Annotated in this window: 7 protein-coding genes; all 7 read right to left on the reverse strand. The window is 67.4% G+C overall.

The genetic code is table 11. From position 1 onward, the window contains the following. Positions 1-425: 425 nt before the first annotated feature. Positions 426-1,979 carry an acyl-CoA carboxylase subunit beta gene (locus tag ABDV69_RS08535; RefSeq protein WP_343573258.1) on the reverse strand — a complete coding sequence of 518 codons (1,554 nt, stop codon included), beginning with the start codon at positions 1,977-1,979 and terminating at the stop codon, positions 426-428. 13 nt (positions 1,980-1,992) lie between these two features. Beyond that, positions 1,993-7,260, reverse strand: a complete 5,268-nt coding sequence (gene pks13, locus ABDV69_RS08540; protein WP_343573259.1) for a polyketide synthase Pks13 — start codon at positions 7,258-7,260, stop codon at positions 1,993-1,995. A gap of 8 nt (positions 7,261-7,268) precedes the next feature. Then, positions 7,269-9,161 (reverse strand): long-chain-fatty-acid--AMP ligase FadD32, encoded by a 1,893-nt coding sequence (fadD32, locus tag ABDV69_RS08545; protein ID WP_343573261.1) that lies wholly within the window; start codon positions 9,159-9,161, stop codon positions 7,269-7,271. A 336-nt stretch (positions 9,162-9,497) separates the two neighbouring features. Then, a complete protein-coding gene (locus ABDV69_RS08550) occupies positions 9,498-10,517 on the reverse strand; it encodes a cutinase family protein (protein WP_343573263.1) in 1,020 nt (339 codons plus the stop codon). A gap of 102 nt (positions 10,518-10,619) precedes the next feature. Further along, complete coding sequence (locus ABDV69_RS08555) at positions 10,620-11,510, reverse strand: alpha/beta hydrolase family protein (RefSeq protein ID WP_343573264.1); 891 nt, start codon at positions 11,508-11,510, stop codon at positions 10,620-10,622. Between the two features lie 168 nt (positions 11,511-11,678). After that, positions 11,679-12,722: an alpha/beta hydrolase family protein gene (locus ABDV69_RS08560; protein WP_343573265.1), complete on the reverse strand. Its 1,044-nt coding sequence runs from the start codon at positions 12,720-12,722 to the stop codon at positions 11,679-11,681. A gap of 409 nt (positions 12,723-13,131) precedes the next feature. Continuing rightward, on the reverse strand, positions 13,132-15,033 hold the full coding sequence (zomB, locus tag ABDV69_RS08565) for a flagellar motor control protein ZomB (protein ID WP_343573285.1): 1,902 nt from the start codon (positions 15,031-15,033) through the stop codon (positions 13,132-13,134). Positions 15,034-15,076: the final 43 nt, after the last annotated feature.

The following is a 15,076-nucleotide window of genomic DNA, read 5'->3' on the forward strand; positions in this document are numbered from 1 at the left end:
AAAAGCATCGGCAGTCACAACAGCATCAGCAGTTACCAGTCCGAGGCCCTGTTCGTTTTTCGAATCGTGTACACCGGCGATATCACCACCTGAGTGCCCACGCGGAGTGATATCGCATGCGGTCACGGTTCACAATTCAGTCATGGCCCGGCCCTTGATGATGGTGTGACCAAAGCGCCTGATGGGGAGTGCGGTGAGCTGTCGGGGGGTATGGCGTCCAGCACACGCGGCCGAACAATTCACGGCGCCACAACAGGTTGGGCAGGCGGCGGCGCGCAGAGAGCTTCGCATCCCATCCCCGAGCCATGGAGAAGCGAGCGTGAGCCGCGGTCCCGCCGCGGCCATCAAGGGCAGCGTCGACGACGTGCAGGGCAAGGCCAAAGAAATCATCGGCCGGTTCCCGGCCGCATTGTCTCCGGGCGGGTCTAAAGCGGCAACAAGCCGTGCTTGCGCTGCGTGCGCCAGTGAATCTGCTTCTCCCGCAACAGGTGTAAAGACTTGCGCAGCAACAGCCTGGTCTGGTGCGGCTCGATCACGCCGTCGATGTAGCCACGCTCGGCCGCGGTCCACGGGATCGCCATGTTGAGGTTGTAGCCTTCGATGAAGTCCTTTTTGATCTGCTGCACCTCGGGCGCGGTCGGGTCGGGGAACCGCTTGACCAGCAACTGTGCGGCCCCGTCGGCTCCGATCACCGCTATGCGCGCGGTGGGCCAGGCGAAGTTCAGATCGGCGGACAGCTGCTTGGAACCCATCACCGCATAGCCGCCGCCGTACGCCTTGCGGACGATTATCGTCACCTTCGGCACGTCGGCTTCCACAACCGCGTTGAAGAACCGGCCGCCGCGCTTGATGATTCCGTTCTTCTCCTCCTCGACACCCGGCATCGCGCCCGGGGTGTCCACCACGAAAACCAGTGGCAGGTTGTAGGAGTCGCAGAACCGGATGAAGCTGGACGCCTTGTCCGAGGCCTCGTTGTCGACCGCGCCGGACATGAACATCGGCTGGTTTGCGATCACGCCGACCGACCGTCCGTCGACACGGGCGAACGCGGTGATGATAGCCGGCCCACGCTGGTCGGCGATCTCGAAGACGTCGCCGTCGTCGAAGATGCGCAGCAGAATCTCGTGCATGTCGTAGGCGGTGTTGTCCGCGTCCGGCACGATGGTGTCCAACTCGAGGTCGTGCGGGGTGATCTCCGGCTCCAGGCCCGGGTTGACGATCGGCCCGTCGCCAAAAGTGTTGTCCGGCAAAAACGACAGGTAGTCGCGCACGTACTGGAACGCCGCTGCCTCGTCCTCGACCACCTTGTGGATGTTGCCGCGCTGGGCCTGCACGTCAGCGCCGCCCAATTCGTCGAACGTCACGTCTTCGCCGGTGACGTCCTTGATGACGTCGGGACCGGTGATGAACATGTAGCCCTGGTCGCGCACCGCCACCAGCAGATCCGTTTGGATCGGCGAATAGACAGCTCCTCCAGCGCATTTGCCCAAGATGATGGAGATCTCCGGGACCAGTCCACGCAGCATCTCGTGCCGGCGGCCCAACTCGGCGTACCACGCCAGCGAGGTGACCGCGTCTTGAATCCGGGCGCCGGCGGAGTCGTTGATGCCGATGATCGGGCAGCCGACCATGGCCACCCAGTCCATCAGCTTGGCCACCTTGCGGCCGAACATCTCACCGACCGAGCCCTGGAACACCGTCTGGTCGTGGCTGAATACCGCGACCGGGCGGCCGTTGATCCGGCCGTGTCCGGTGACCACACCATCGCCGTAGAGCGCGTTCGGGTCACCCGGCGTGCGCGCCAGGGCGCCGATCTCCAAGAAGCTGCCCGGGTCGAGCAGCGCGTGGATGCGGGCGCGGGCGCTCGGGAGGCCCTTCTTGTCACGCCGCGCGATTGCCTTCGGATCACCGGGCTCCTTCGCCAGCTCCAGCTTCTCGCGTAGTTCGGTCAGCAGCTCGGCGGTGGTCTTGGTGGTCACTTAGGCCTCTTTCTCACTCGGCGTGAATCTTGTTGAGCGCCTGGGTCATATGTGCGCCGACCTTGGCGATGATCGGCTCGTCGATGGCTTGGATGTGCTCGCCGCCGATCGGCACGACCTCCAGGTCGGCCACGTAATCGCCCCACCCGCCGTCCGGCTTGCGGATGGCATACGCGGGTTCGAAGGTGATCGCGTCGTCGTGGTAGCGGTCGGCAATGTACAGCGTCACGTGGCCGTCGTAGGGCTGGTACTCGGCGGTGTCGATCGCCCGCTGGTCGAGATACGACGTGCGCTGGTGCTCGATGATGCCGCCGGGGATCTGCACGCCGGCCTGCTGCACCGCTTCCAGCACGAACTTGACCTGACCCTCGTCGTCGAGCGCTTCGAGGGTCTCGTACGGGATCGGCGGCACCTCGACGTTGAAGGTTCGCTCGGCGAAGCGCGCGTAGCGGTCCCAGCGCTTGCGGGTCTCTTCCTTGGTCTGCAGGATCGGTTCGCCCGGCATCACCGCGTCGATCAACCCGACGAACGGCACGTCGCAGCCCTGCTGTTTGAGGCCGATCGCGCAGGCATAGGCCAGTGCGCCGCCCAGCGACCAGCCGGCCAGGATGAAAGGCCCGTTGCCACCGAGCTCACGCAGCTTCGGAACGTATTGCGCCGCACGCTCTTCGATGGTGCCCTCGACCCGCTCGAAACCGTACATCGGGATATCCGGCGGTAGCCGGTTGAGCAGCGGCTCATAGACCACCGTCGATCCACCGGCGGGATGGAAAACGAACACCGCCGGCTTGGTGGACCCTTCGGGCCTGGCCCGCAGGGTCCGAACGAAACCGTCGATCTCACCGGCCTCCAGGAAGGCGCGCACCGTCGTCGCGAGTTCTTCGATGGTGCCGGCGGCCGTGACGTCGTCGGCGGTGATCGTCCCTTCGGCACGCTCAGACAGCCGCTGGGCCATCTTGGTGGCGGCGGCCTCGTCGAGCTTCGGCAACGCGTTGAAGATGCCGCCCGGCGACGTGCCGGTGACGATCGCCCAGGTCGCGAAGGCGACCCGCTCGGCGGCATCGCGCGGCGGGATGTCGGAATTGAGCGCTGCCGCAACGGCTTCGGAGTTGAGCACCTGCGCAGCACCCGCCAGGTTGGGTTGCGCGCTTGGTCCGGCCGGGTTGCTGGGCGGCGGCGGGATCGGCGCTGCCGCTTCAGGTTCCGCGGACACCTCGGTACCCGCGGCGGTCAGCGAGGCCGGGGTCGCGCCGGCCAACATCGCGGCCTGCTCGGCGGCGATCTCGTCGGCGGTCTGCGTCTTCTGACGCTCGTGCAGAGCAGCCACCTCGTCGCGGTGCTCGATCGCGTACTCGATCAGTTGCTCGATGTTGTAGAGGTTCGCGTCGCGGACCGCCTGCAGCTGAATCGGCGGCATGTCGAAGTCGTACTCGACACGGTTCTTGATCCGCACGGCCATCATCGAGTCCAGGCCGAGCTCGATCAGCGGGACCTCCCAGGGCAGGTCCTCGGGCTCGTAACCCATCGCCATCGAGACGATGGCGGCCAGCCGATCGTGGACCGTCTCACCGGAATCGGGTGACCAGCGGCCCAACCCGCCGAGTTGACGCGCGGTGAGGCTGTCGGTCACGGCGTCGGGCGTCTCCTCGGCTGCCGGCTCGGCGGCCGGTGCGGCCACCGACTGCGGAGCAGCGATCGCCGCGGCGGCGACCCCTGAGCCGGTGGCTATCGGCAACACCGAGGCCTGCCCGGCCCGCGCCACCAGCGCGTCGTAGACCAACGTGAAGGACTCGGCGATGCGCGCGTGCACCTGCACCGAGGCGCCACCGGGGTGGCGGGTCAGCGTCGTCACCAGCCGGGCGCCGTCGGCCAGCACTGCACGTTGCTCGGAGGCGACCAGCTGAGCATCTGGCAGCACTTGCGTCGCAGCGGCTTTCACCAATGCCGCCAGATCAGTCGCCGCACGCGGCGCGTACTCCCACACGTGCCGGCCATCCGGCATCGCGACGTGCGTGCCGGGCATGAGCATCGAGCCGTCGCCGGAGAAGTGCGCGTCCAGCCAGTGTTCCTTGCGCTTGAACCGGGTCGGCGGGATGTTGGCGAAATCTTCAGGCCCCCCGGCACGGCTGAACAACGTTCGAATGTCGAGGTGATGGCCGTAGACGAACAGCTGCGCCATCGCCGAGATCATCGACTCGACGTCGTCCTGCTTGCGGGCAAGCGTCGCAATCAGCTGTGCGTCAGGCAATCCCGCGGCCGCGGTGGTCAGACCGATCTGCATCAGCGCGACCGGGTTGGGTGCGAGTTCCAGGAACGTGGTGTAACCGTTGTCGACGGCGTTGCGGACGCCGTGGGTGAAGTACACCGAGTGCCGCATGCCCTTGAGCCAGTAGGCCACATCGTGGATCGGCTCGCCGCCGGGGCGGAAGTAGTTGCCTTCATGCACCGTCGAGAAGATCCCGACGTTAGGGCTATGCGGCGAAATGCCTTGCAGCTCAGCGGAGAACTCGCCCAGCAGCGGATCCATCTGCGAGGTGTGGCCGGCGCCCTTGGTCTGGAGTTTGCGCGCGAAGCGGCCCTCCGCCTCGGCGCGGGCGACGATTGCGTCGATCTGGTCGGGCGGGCCGCCGATCACGGTCTGGCTGGGGGCGGCGTAGACGCACACCTCCAAACCGGGGAAGTCGGCGAACACCGTCTTGAGTTCGTCGGCGGAGTACTCGACCAGCGCCATGAAGCGGATGTACTCGCCGAACAGCATCGCCTCGCCCTCGCCCATCAGGTGGGATCGCGAGCAGATCACCCGGGTGGCGTCGGCCAGTGACAGGCCGCCGGCGAAGTAGGCCGATGCGGGCTCACCCAGCGACTGGCCAATGACCGCAGCGGGTTTCGCGCCGTGATGTTTGAGCATCTCACCCAGCGCGATCTGGATCGCGAAGATCACGACGTTGCTGGTCTCGATGCCGTAGTCGACCGAGTCGTCGAGGATCAGCTCGAGAATCGAGTAGCCGCGCTCGTCCTGGATCAGCGCGTCCACCTTCTCGATCCACTCGGCGAAGATCTCGTTGCGCAGGTAGAGGTTCTTGCCCATCTTCCGGTGCTGCGCACCGAATCCGGCCATCGCCCAGACCGGGCCGTTGGTGACCGGGCCGTCGGTGCTGAACACGTAGGGCTTCTGCTTGCCCTCGGCGAGCGCCCGCAGCCCCTTGATGGCTTCCTCGTGATCGTGGGCCAGCACCACCGCGCGCGAGCGGCCGTGGTTGCGGCGCGACAGCGCCCGCCCGATCGACTCCAGCGACGATGCCTGTCCCTGCGCTGATTCCATCCAGTCGGCCAGCTCGGCCGCGGCAGCCCGCTTGCGCGAGGTCAGGAACGCCGACACCGCCAGCGGCACTACCGGGGTTGGAACCTCTTCGGCGGCAAGCTCTGCCAGCGCGATCTCTTTGAGACGCAGAGCTTCGTCGGTCAGGCCGGGCAGTTCGTACTCGCCCTCGCCCGGCGCGGTGCCGCCCGCGGCGGAATCGATGAACTCGCCGTACTCGTCGAAACGCAAGCCGCCGACCAGCGCGACGTGTTCCTCGGCGGCGGGCGCAGCCTCGGGCTCAGGTTCTGGCTCCCGCTCGACCGCCCGATCTACCAAGTCACGGGGGAGCGTCTCACGCAGCACCACATGCGCGTTGGCGCCACCGAACCCGAAGCTGGACACACCCGCGACGGCGTAACCGCTGTAGCGCGGCCAGTCGCTCACCGTATCAAGGACTTTCAGGTGCGAGGCGTCGAAGTCGATGTAGGGGTTGGGCCCGGCGTAGTTGATCGACGGCGGCAGCTTGTCGTGCTGCAGCGACAGCACCATCTTGACCAGGCTGGCAGCGCCGGCCGCCGACTCCATGTGTCCCACATTGGTTTTGACGGCGCCGAGCAGCAGTGGCTTGTCGGCGGGCCGGCCGCGGCCGATCACCCGGCCCAGCGCTTGGGCCTCGATCGGGTCACCCAGCACGGTGCCGGTGCCGTGTGCCTCGACGTAGTCGATGGTGCGCGGGTTGATGCCGGCGTCCTTGTAGGCCCGGCGCAGCACGTCGGCCTGTGCGTCTGGGTTGGGCGCGATCAAACCGTTGGACCGGCCGTCGTGGTTGACCGCGCTACCGGCGATCACCGCGAGGATCTGGTCGCCGTCGCGGCGGGCGTCGTCGACGCGCTTGAGCACCAGCATCGCCCCGCCCTCGGAACGGGTGTAGCCGTCGGCGTCGGCGGAGAACGACTTGATCCGACCGTCGGGTGAGAGCACCTGGCCGATCTCGTCGAAACCGAGCGTCACCGCGGGGGTGATCAGCGCGTTGACGCCGCCGGCCATCGCCACGTCGCACTCGCCGTTGCGCAGCGCCTGCACCGCCTGGTGGGTGGCCACCAGCGAGCTCGAGCACGCGGTGTCCACCGCGACCGACGGGCCGTGGAAGTCGAAGAAGTACGACACCCGGTTGGCGACAATCGAACTCGCGGTACCGGTGATGGCGTACGGGTGGGCGACGGTCGGGTCGGACATGGCCAGGTAGCTGTAGTCCATCACCGAGGTGCCGACGAAGACGCCGACCGACTCACCGCGCAGGCTGGACGCCGGGATGCGGGCGTGCTCCAGCGCCTCCCAGGTGAGCTCCAGCGTCATCCGCTGCTGCGGGTCGATGTTGTCGGCTTCGGTCTTGGACAACGCGAAGAACTCGGAGTCGAAGCCCTTGATGTCGGTGACGTATCCGCCGCGGGTCCGGGCCTTGGCGATCTTCTCGGCCAGCCGGGGTTCCGCCATGAACTCCGACCAGCGGCCTTCCGGCAGATCGGTGATTGCGTCGCGACCCTCCAGCAGCGCAGCCCAGGTCTGATCGGGGGTGTTCATGTCCCCGGGCAGCCGGGTGGCCAGACCCACCACCGCGATGTCGACTCGCTCGACGGGTCCGCTACGGGTCCAGTCGATGTCGTCGGTGCCGGTGGAGTCCAGCTCCGGGTCGCCCTGCACGATCCAGTTGGACAGCGCCTCGATCGTCGGGTGCTCGAACGCGGCCGCGATCGACACCGTGATCCCGGTGCGGTCTTCGATGTCGGCGGCCATCGTCACCGCGTCACGCGACGATAAACCCAGTTCCACCATCGGCGTGGCCTCACCGATCGCGTCGGGCGATTGGCCGGTGGCCTGCGCGACCCAGTTACGCAACCACTGCCGCACCTCGGCGACGGTCATGTCGGTGCGGTCCGGAGCGGGAGTGCTCGCTTGGGCGACGGGGTCCGAGTCAGTCATGGTCGCGATCAGTCCGTTTGGTCGGGGAAAGAATTGGGTGAGGCGACGCCGCTGCGCAGGCTGCCGTCGATGTAGGCGGCGCGGCACGCGCGTCGGCCGATCTTCCCGCTGGAGGTCCGGGGCACCGAGCCGGCCTGTACCAGCAGGACGTCGCGCACGGTCACGCCGTGCCGGACAGCGATGGCGGTCCGGATGGCGTCCGCGATCGGTTGGTATTCCAGCTTGTGGGCACCGGGGGCGCGCTCGCCGACGATCACCAATTGCTCGGAGCTGTCGTCTTTGTCGTACTTGAGCCCGGCGTGCGGGTCGTTGAACACTTCAGCGGGCAACTGGTTGGCCGGTACCGAGAACGCGGCGACGTAACCGGTGCGCAGCGCCTGGCTGGCCTCCTGCGCCGAGTACTCCAAGTCCTGCGGATAGTGATTGCGGCCGTCCACGATGACCAGATCCTTGACCCGGCCGGTGATGTAGAGGTGATCGTGGTGATAGGTGCCGAAGTCACCGGTCCGCACCCACATCCCGTCGTCGGCGACGCCTTCGGCGCGGGACGGGTTGGCGCGCGACTTGAGAATGTTCTTGAAGGTTTCGGTCGTCTCTTGTTCGCGACCCCAGTAACCGGCACCCATGTTGTTGCCGTGCAGCCAGACTTCGCCGATCTGTCCGTCGGGCAGCTCGGTGGCAGTCTCGGAGTCGACGATGATCGCCCACTCGTCGACTCCGATGACGCCGGCGGAAGCCTGTGCGACGCCGTTGGGCGCATCGGCGGCGACTTCGACGAAACGCCGGTTGTTCAGCGCCTCCCGATCGACGCTGATGATCGTCGGCGCCTGGTCCATCGGGGTGGTCGAAACGAAGAGGGTGGCCTCGGCCAGACCGTAGGACGGCTTGATCGCCTCCTCGCGGAAGCCGTACGGCCCGAATGCCTCGTTGAATTTCCGGATCGACGCCGCCGACACCGGCTCGCTGCCGTTGAGGATCGCCTTGACGTTGCTCAGATCCAACGGTGGCTCACCCTCTTTGGGCAGGCCGCGCAGCGCCGCGTGTTCGAAGGCGAAGTTGGGGGCTGCGGAGAGGGTCTGACCGGTTTCGCCTTCCTTGCGCGCGAGTTCGCGGATCCACCGGCTGGGCCGGCGCACGAAGGCGGCGGGCGTCATGAAGGTGAACCGGTAGCCGACCACGGTCGACAACAACGTGGTGATCAGGCCCATGTCGTGGAAGAAGGGCAGCCAGCTGACCCCACGGTCGCCGTCCCGGCCCTCCATCGCCTCGATCACCTGGACCACGTTGGTGGGCAGGTTCAGATGGGTGATCTGGACGCCCGTCGGCGTGCGGGTCGAGCCGGAGGTGTACTGCAGATATGCGACGGTGTCCGGATTGGCCAGCACGGGCTCCCAGGTGCTCGCGACGTCGTTGGGCACCGCGTCCACGGCGATGACGCGCGGCCGGTCCTTGGCCGGCCTGCTGCGGAAGAATTTGCGCACCCCCTCTGCGGAATCGCTGGTGGTCAGGATTGCCGCCGGGGTGCAGTCGTCGAGCACCGCGTGCAGCCGTCCCACATGACCGGGCTCGGCCGGATCGAACAGCGGTACCGCGATGCGGGCCGCGTACAGGGTGCCGAAGAATGCGACCAGGTAGTCCAGACTTTGCGGGCACAGAATGGCAACGCGGTCACCGGGTTGGGTGACCTGCTGCAGGCGGGCGCCCACCGCGCGATTCCGGGCGCCGAACTCGGCCCAGGAAATGTCCCTCGCGACACCATCGCGTTCGGTGGAGAAGTCCAGGAAACGGTAAGCCAGCTGGTCCCCGCGCACCTTCGCCCACTTTTCGACGTGGCGAACCAAGTCGGTGTTGTCCGGGAACTTGATCCTGCCGTTCACGATGAACGGGTTGTGGTACGCCATTCCGCTTTCTCTCCTTCACCCACTGCTTGGGTTAAGTCGTGGGAGCCGCGCCGACGGGGGTCATCGGACTCGGGTCGGCCTGCGAAAGCACGACACTTCGCCCGCGTAGGGTTGTCGCGAACGGCAAGCCTCACCGAGGCTACCGAAGCGCGTCAACCCGTCCGCACCGCGTGGATACGATGGGCTGACCGTAGCTGCTCTTAAATTATTCTTAATGTTAGTGGGCGGTGCGCCGCCGACCAAATTTGAAGGTACCGCTTATCACAACTGTGACCTGTGACGCCGGGCCGAGCGGTCGGGCCCTTGTTGCAGGCCCCTACTCGCCGGTGTTTGGGCTCACCCGTGTTTGGGGTGCGGAGCGTCCTCGATCACGCCGTGCGCCCAGTTCAGCGTCCACACGGTCGCCGGCTGGCCATCCAGGCTCCAGAACTGGGTGGTGGCGTACAGCGCGTGCACCGGCGCACCGGCGCCGCCGGCCAGGATGTCCAGCGTCCTGGGCAGATTGGCCAGGCTGAACGCCTCCGGCGGGGCGGCGCAGATCAGGTCGCCGGGTCCGCAGATCTCGTTGGTCTTGTCGTTGAGCGCACCGAAGCCACCCGGCCGCGGGCCCGTCATCGTCAAGCCGAGGGTGGACAGCACCGGCACCTCGCGCAGGACAATCTCGGCGCCCTCGCCCGGCGGATTAGGGCCGATGTCCTGGCCGACTCCCGTCTGCCGACGGCCGTCGGCGATCAAGGTCACACCGAGCACCAGGTCGTCGTCCACCGGACCGCGCCCGTTGCCGACGTCGCTGGCGATGTCACCGGCGATCACCGCACCCTGCGAGAATCCCACCAGCACGTAGCTGGTCAGCGGGCACTTAGCGGTCATGTCCGTCATCGCCTTGACCGCCGCCCGAGTTCCCTCCGTGCGGCTCTCGTCGTAGGACATCTGCGGTGGGCCGCCCAGCGGATTGCGGAACTGCGCGGTGTAGGGAACGGTGTACGTCTCGACCCGGCTCGAGTTGAACTGCTCCCGGATCGGCCGGGTGACGTTGAGCAGCAACGCCTTCGGGAATTGGACCGGGTTGAGTGGGTTGTCCTGCAACGACGACTCCCAGGTGCCGGGGATCGCAAGCAGCTGCACGTCGGGGCAGCTGGCGTCCTGCGAGGCCGGCCGCGGCTTGTGCGGGTGAGACGGCAAGCCGCCGCTGGTCGGGGGCAGGATGCTGGGTGGCACCGCGCTCGGCACGCTCTGCCGCTGGCGCAGCACGCCGACCACGGCCAAGATGACCAGCCCCACCACCAGTGCCACCGCGGCGGCGGCGATCAACGCCAGGATTCGACGACGGCGTTTCCGCCGTGAGTTCACAGCCATTACTCCCCTGCCGCAGAGTCGGTCGGTGGCGCAGCCGACAGACTCAGTGCCGCCGAGCTCCATTCACGGTACCGGGTCGCGGCACCGGGACCGCCCGGCGAGTTAGCGGATCGCGCCGACGATGTCGCCGGACATCGCACCCAGCTGACCGCTCCAGGAGCCCCAGTCGTTGCTGCCGCCGCCGGGGAAGTCGAAGTGCCCATTGTGGCCGCCGGCGTTGCGGTACTCCTGGTAGAAGAACCGGGCGTCGCCCATCGCCGCGCCGGCCTGACCGATCATCGCCGCGGCGTCGCCGCCCATGTTCGTCGGGCTCCAGACCCAGATCCGCGAGTTGTTCTGCGCCAGCAGCGCCGCGTGCACGTCCGGGTCGTGCCACTTCCACCGGCCCAGCTGCGGGGCTCCCCACATGCCGTTGCCGTCGATGCCGCCGAATTGCTGCAGGCCCGCGAGGATCGCCCCGTTGGTGGTGGTGCTCGACGGGTAGAGGAAGCCGGATAGCGAGCCGGCAAAGCCGAAGCGTTCCGGGTGGAAGCAGGCCAGCGCCATCGCGGCGTACCCGCCCTGGGATGCGCCGACGGCGCCGTGCCCACCGGGGGCCAGACCCTTGTTGGCGGCCAGCCAGTCCGGCAGCTCCTGGGACAGGAAGGTGTCCCACTGCTTGCTGCCGTCCTGCTCCCAGTTGGTGTACATGCTGAAGGCGCCACCGGCCGGGGCGGCCACCGAAATCCCCTTACCGGCCAGGGTGTTCATCGCGTTGCCCGCCGTCACCCAGTTGCTGACGTCCGGCGCGGCGTTGAAGGCGTCCAGCAGGTACACCGCGTGCGGCCCGCCGGCCAGGAATTGCACCGGGATGTCGCGGCCCATCGCCGCGGAGGGAACCATCAGGGTCTGGTAGCCGGCGGCGCGAGCGGCGCTGATGTGCGTCCCGAGAAACCCTCCGGCCGTCAGTACGGCGACGCACAGGAGCCGTAGCAGCATCAACAGACTTCTCATCACTGACCTCGCTCGTCGCTCGACCGCCAATAGGGGGGCTGCAAATCGGCCCCCGGTTCCCGCAAGGTAGCTAATCACACACGCAGGGGCCGGACGCCAGAAACGGCGAACGGCGACGACCTCGCATGGTCGTCGCCGTCAGCCGTGCCGTGCTGAGCTGTGCCGGGATCAGGTGTGCTGACCGGTCGCCGCGGCAGCCGGAGCGCCCGGGGCGGGGCCTGCGCCCGGAGTGGCACCGAGGTGCTGCTGCAAGTCAGGGACCATGGCGTGCAGCTGCTGGCCCCAGTACGGCCAGTCGTGCGTGCCGTTGTTGTCGAAATTGAACACCGCGTTGTGGCCACCGGCAGCCTTGTAGGCGTCCTCCCACTTGACGTTGCTGGTGCGCACGAAGCCCTCGAGGAACTTGGCCGGCAGGTTGTCACCACCGAGGTCGGATGGCTTGCCGTTACCGACGTACATCCAGACCCGGGTGTCGTTGGCGACGGTCTTGTCGACGTTGAGCAGCGGGTCGTTGCGGGTCCACGCCGGGTCTTCCTTCGGGCCCCACATGTCGGCGGGCTTGTAACCGCCGGCGTCACCCATGGCCAGACCGATCAGCGTCGGCCCCATGCCCTGCGACGGGTCCATCAGGCCAGAGAACGATCCGACCTCGATGAACTGCGCGGGGTGGTAGTTGGCCAGGTTCAGCGCCGAGGCACCGGCCATGGACAGACCGACAGCCGCGCCACCGGTCGGCTTCACCTGCTTGTTGGCGTTCAGATACTGCGGCAGTTCGCTGGTGAGGAAGGTCTCCCACTTGTAGGTCTGGCAACCGGCCTTGCCGCAGGCCGGCTTGTACCAGTCGGTGTACCAGCTGGACTGGCCGCCCACCGGCATGATGGCGGACAGACCGGACTGGTTGAACCACTCGAACGCGGGAGTGTTGATGTCCCAGCCGTTGAAGTCATCCTGCGCGCGCAGACCGTCGAGCAGGTAGACGGCGGGCGAGTTGGCGCCACCGCTCTGGAACTGGACCTTGATGTCGCGACCCATGGACGGCGACGGCACCTGCAGGTACTCGACGGGCAGACCCGGCCGGGAGAACGCGTGCGCGTCCGCGGTCTGGCCCACGGCGGCGATCATGCCCGGCAGCAGTGCTGCGGCCGCAGCCCCGAGCGCGAGCCGACGCGGCAACGTCGCAGCCGCATCGCGAAACCTGTCAACAAGCCTCATTCTTGCTTCCTCATTCATTGTCGGGCCCAACGGTGTGGGTCGGACTGCATCGCCCTATTGCCCAGCTGGTCAGCGCGCTTGGCACGCATCGTTGCTGAACGCGCCAGCCTGACGCGGCTGCCAACGAGTCATTCGGACCCGCATCGAAGCCGGACGGCGCAGCTGTGCTTGCGTAGTCAACCACATGTCGCGGTCTGAACTCTCATCGGCGTAGACCCGAAACCGGGCCTCGCGCTGCGGCCGGACCCGCTCAACTCGGCCGCGGATCACCCCGCTACGAATGTGCCGGCGAACGGTTATCCGCTGGTAATACCGTATATTCAGCGTTGCTGGACGCCAATCGGGACGGCGGGCGCCGCGCCCACCGAACAGCTCAAAAAATTCTCCGGCAGGTAACGTCCACGGCCGGCTAGGGCCCGGTGGCCGGCAGGCCCGTGTAGGGAGGTCCGCCTGACTCCGGAATGGCCAGACCGCACCTGATCAGTTCGTAGCGCGGGACGCGGTCGATGCGGTAGCGGGTGAACTGCACCGAGTGCAGCAGATTCGAGAAGAAGCGGTGCAGGCTCATGGGGCCGCGCACCGAATTCAGCATCTGCTGGGTGCCCTCGCATTTCAGCGCCGCCTCGGCCTGCTGGACGAATTTCTGGTCGAGGTAGCCCGGCACGCCCGGGTACCACTTCACCCACGGCCCGTCGGCGATCACCCAGTCCGGGAAAAGGTTCTTGTCGTGACCGATGCGGCCGTGCTGCAACCGCGCGGTGTGCGCGGCCAGCGGATTGGCCAACCCGATCTGGTCGATCACCCGAACGTCGAGTGCGACGTTCATGCCCACCATGCCGAGGTTGGTGAAAAAGACCGTGTGCGGGCCATTTTGGGGCAGCGGAGCCCCCTCCGGTTGGATCGGCGGAACCAGGTCCCACTGGTCGTAGTTGCCGGACGGCAGCAGCAGCGCACCCTCCGGAGTGTTGTTGAGCGCCACCAGGATTGCGCGCATCCGGGGGTAATCCAGATAGTCGGCGGCGGTCAGCGGATGCGCGTGACCGGTTGCCTGCGCGTAGTAACGGCGCTCGTCGACGATGCCGGTGTAGGTGACCCGGGTGGCGTCGTCGCCCAGGCCGGGCGAATTGGCCGCCCACAGCGCCCATCCCGCGACCGACATCCACAGCGCGCTCACGCCGCCGGCCAGCCAGTAGCCGGTCTCGCGGGTGAGCCTGGTGCCCTCCGGGAATACCACCGGCACCACGGCGACCGGCGCGAGCAGGCACAGCAGCGGGGCGAGCAGCACCCGGCCATGCATAAAGTCGCCGCCCTGGCGGATCCAGTAGAGCGCCTGCAGCAGCCCGCTGACCAGGATGAACATCACGACGGCGGCTGGACTCTGCACGGTGCGGGCCACCGGCCCACCGCCCGACGACGGCGCAACGGGTGCCGAGCGGCCCCGGCGGGCCGAGGCCCACAGCAGCACGCCCAGCCCCGTCAGCAGCAGCATCGGCACCCACAGCGCGTAGGGGCCGTTGAAGTTCGCCAAGTAGACCAGGCCCTGCGACCACTTGTCGCCGGCGGCGTCCTTGGCCAGCGCGGTACCGGGAAACAGCAGGCCGTAGTAGCCCATGCGGAAGATCTGGTACCCCACCGGCAACAGCCCGCCGGCCAACACGATCACCAGCCGACGCCGCCCGGCCTGTTCGGCCATCAGCATCATGATCAGCGCGCCGCCGCCGATCAGCGCCAACTCGGGACGCACCAACACGCTGCAGCCGGCGACGAAAGCCAGCGCGATGATGAACACCCGCCCGTGAGGGCGCTGCCCGCTAGGGCGGCGGCGAGCCTGCGACCAGCAGACCATCATCCACCAGAGCAGCCCGAGATAGGCCATCACCAAACCACTTTCGAGCCCGGAGGTGGCGAAGTCGCGCGCTGGCGGCACGGCGATGTAAGCCAGTGCGCCGGCCGGCAGCATGATCGCGCGACGGCCGACCAGGCTGGGTGCGAACAACCGGCCGGTGCCCAGCATCAGCATCGCCACACCCGCCAGGCTCAGTCCGAGCGCCAAGGCCAGAGCCACGTATTCCAGCTGCAGCGGCCGGGTCAGCGCGCTGACGGCGTAGGTCAGGTACGTCCACACCACCGAGGTGTTGGCCTCGACCCGCTCGCCCTTGTTGAACACCGGGCCATTGCCCGCCAACAGGTTTCGCACGGTGCGCAGCACGATCAGCCCGTCGTCGGCAATCCAGCGGCGCTGCCAGGCGCCCCAGCCGAACAGCACCGTGACCACCGCGACGCTCGTCCAGAGGCTGACCCGAACCGTGATGTCGTACGGAAACGAGACCCTGCCAACCGACTTGAGCGCCGGC

Source organism: Mycobacterium sp. (genome assembly GCF_039583785.1).
Classification (GTDB): domain Bacteria; phylum Actinomycetota; class Actinomycetes; order Mycobacteriales; family Mycobacteriaceae; genus Mycobacterium.

Bases quoted from the DNA above. Each gene is read 5' to 3' on its own strand.
- pks13 (WP_343573259.1), bottom strand. From the start codon at position 7,260: ATGACTGACTCGGACCCCGTCGCCCAAGCGAGCACTCCCGCTCCGGAC.
- fadD32 (WP_343573261.1), bottom strand. From the start codon at position 9,161: ATGGCGTACCACAACCCGTTCATCGTGAACGGCAGGATCAAGTTCCCG.
- ABDV69_RS08550 (WP_343573263.1), bottom strand. From the start codon at position 10,517: ATGGCTGTGAACTCACGGCGGAAACGCCGTCGTCGAATCCTGGCGTTG.
- ABDV69_RS08555 (WP_343573264.1), bottom strand. From the start codon at position 11,510: ATGAGAAGTCTGTTGATGCTGCTACGGCTCCTGTGCGTCGCCGTACTG.
- ABDV69_RS08560 (WP_343573265.1), bottom strand. From the start codon at position 12,722: ATGAGGCTTGTTGACAGGTTTCGCGATGCGGCTGCGACGTTGCCGCGT.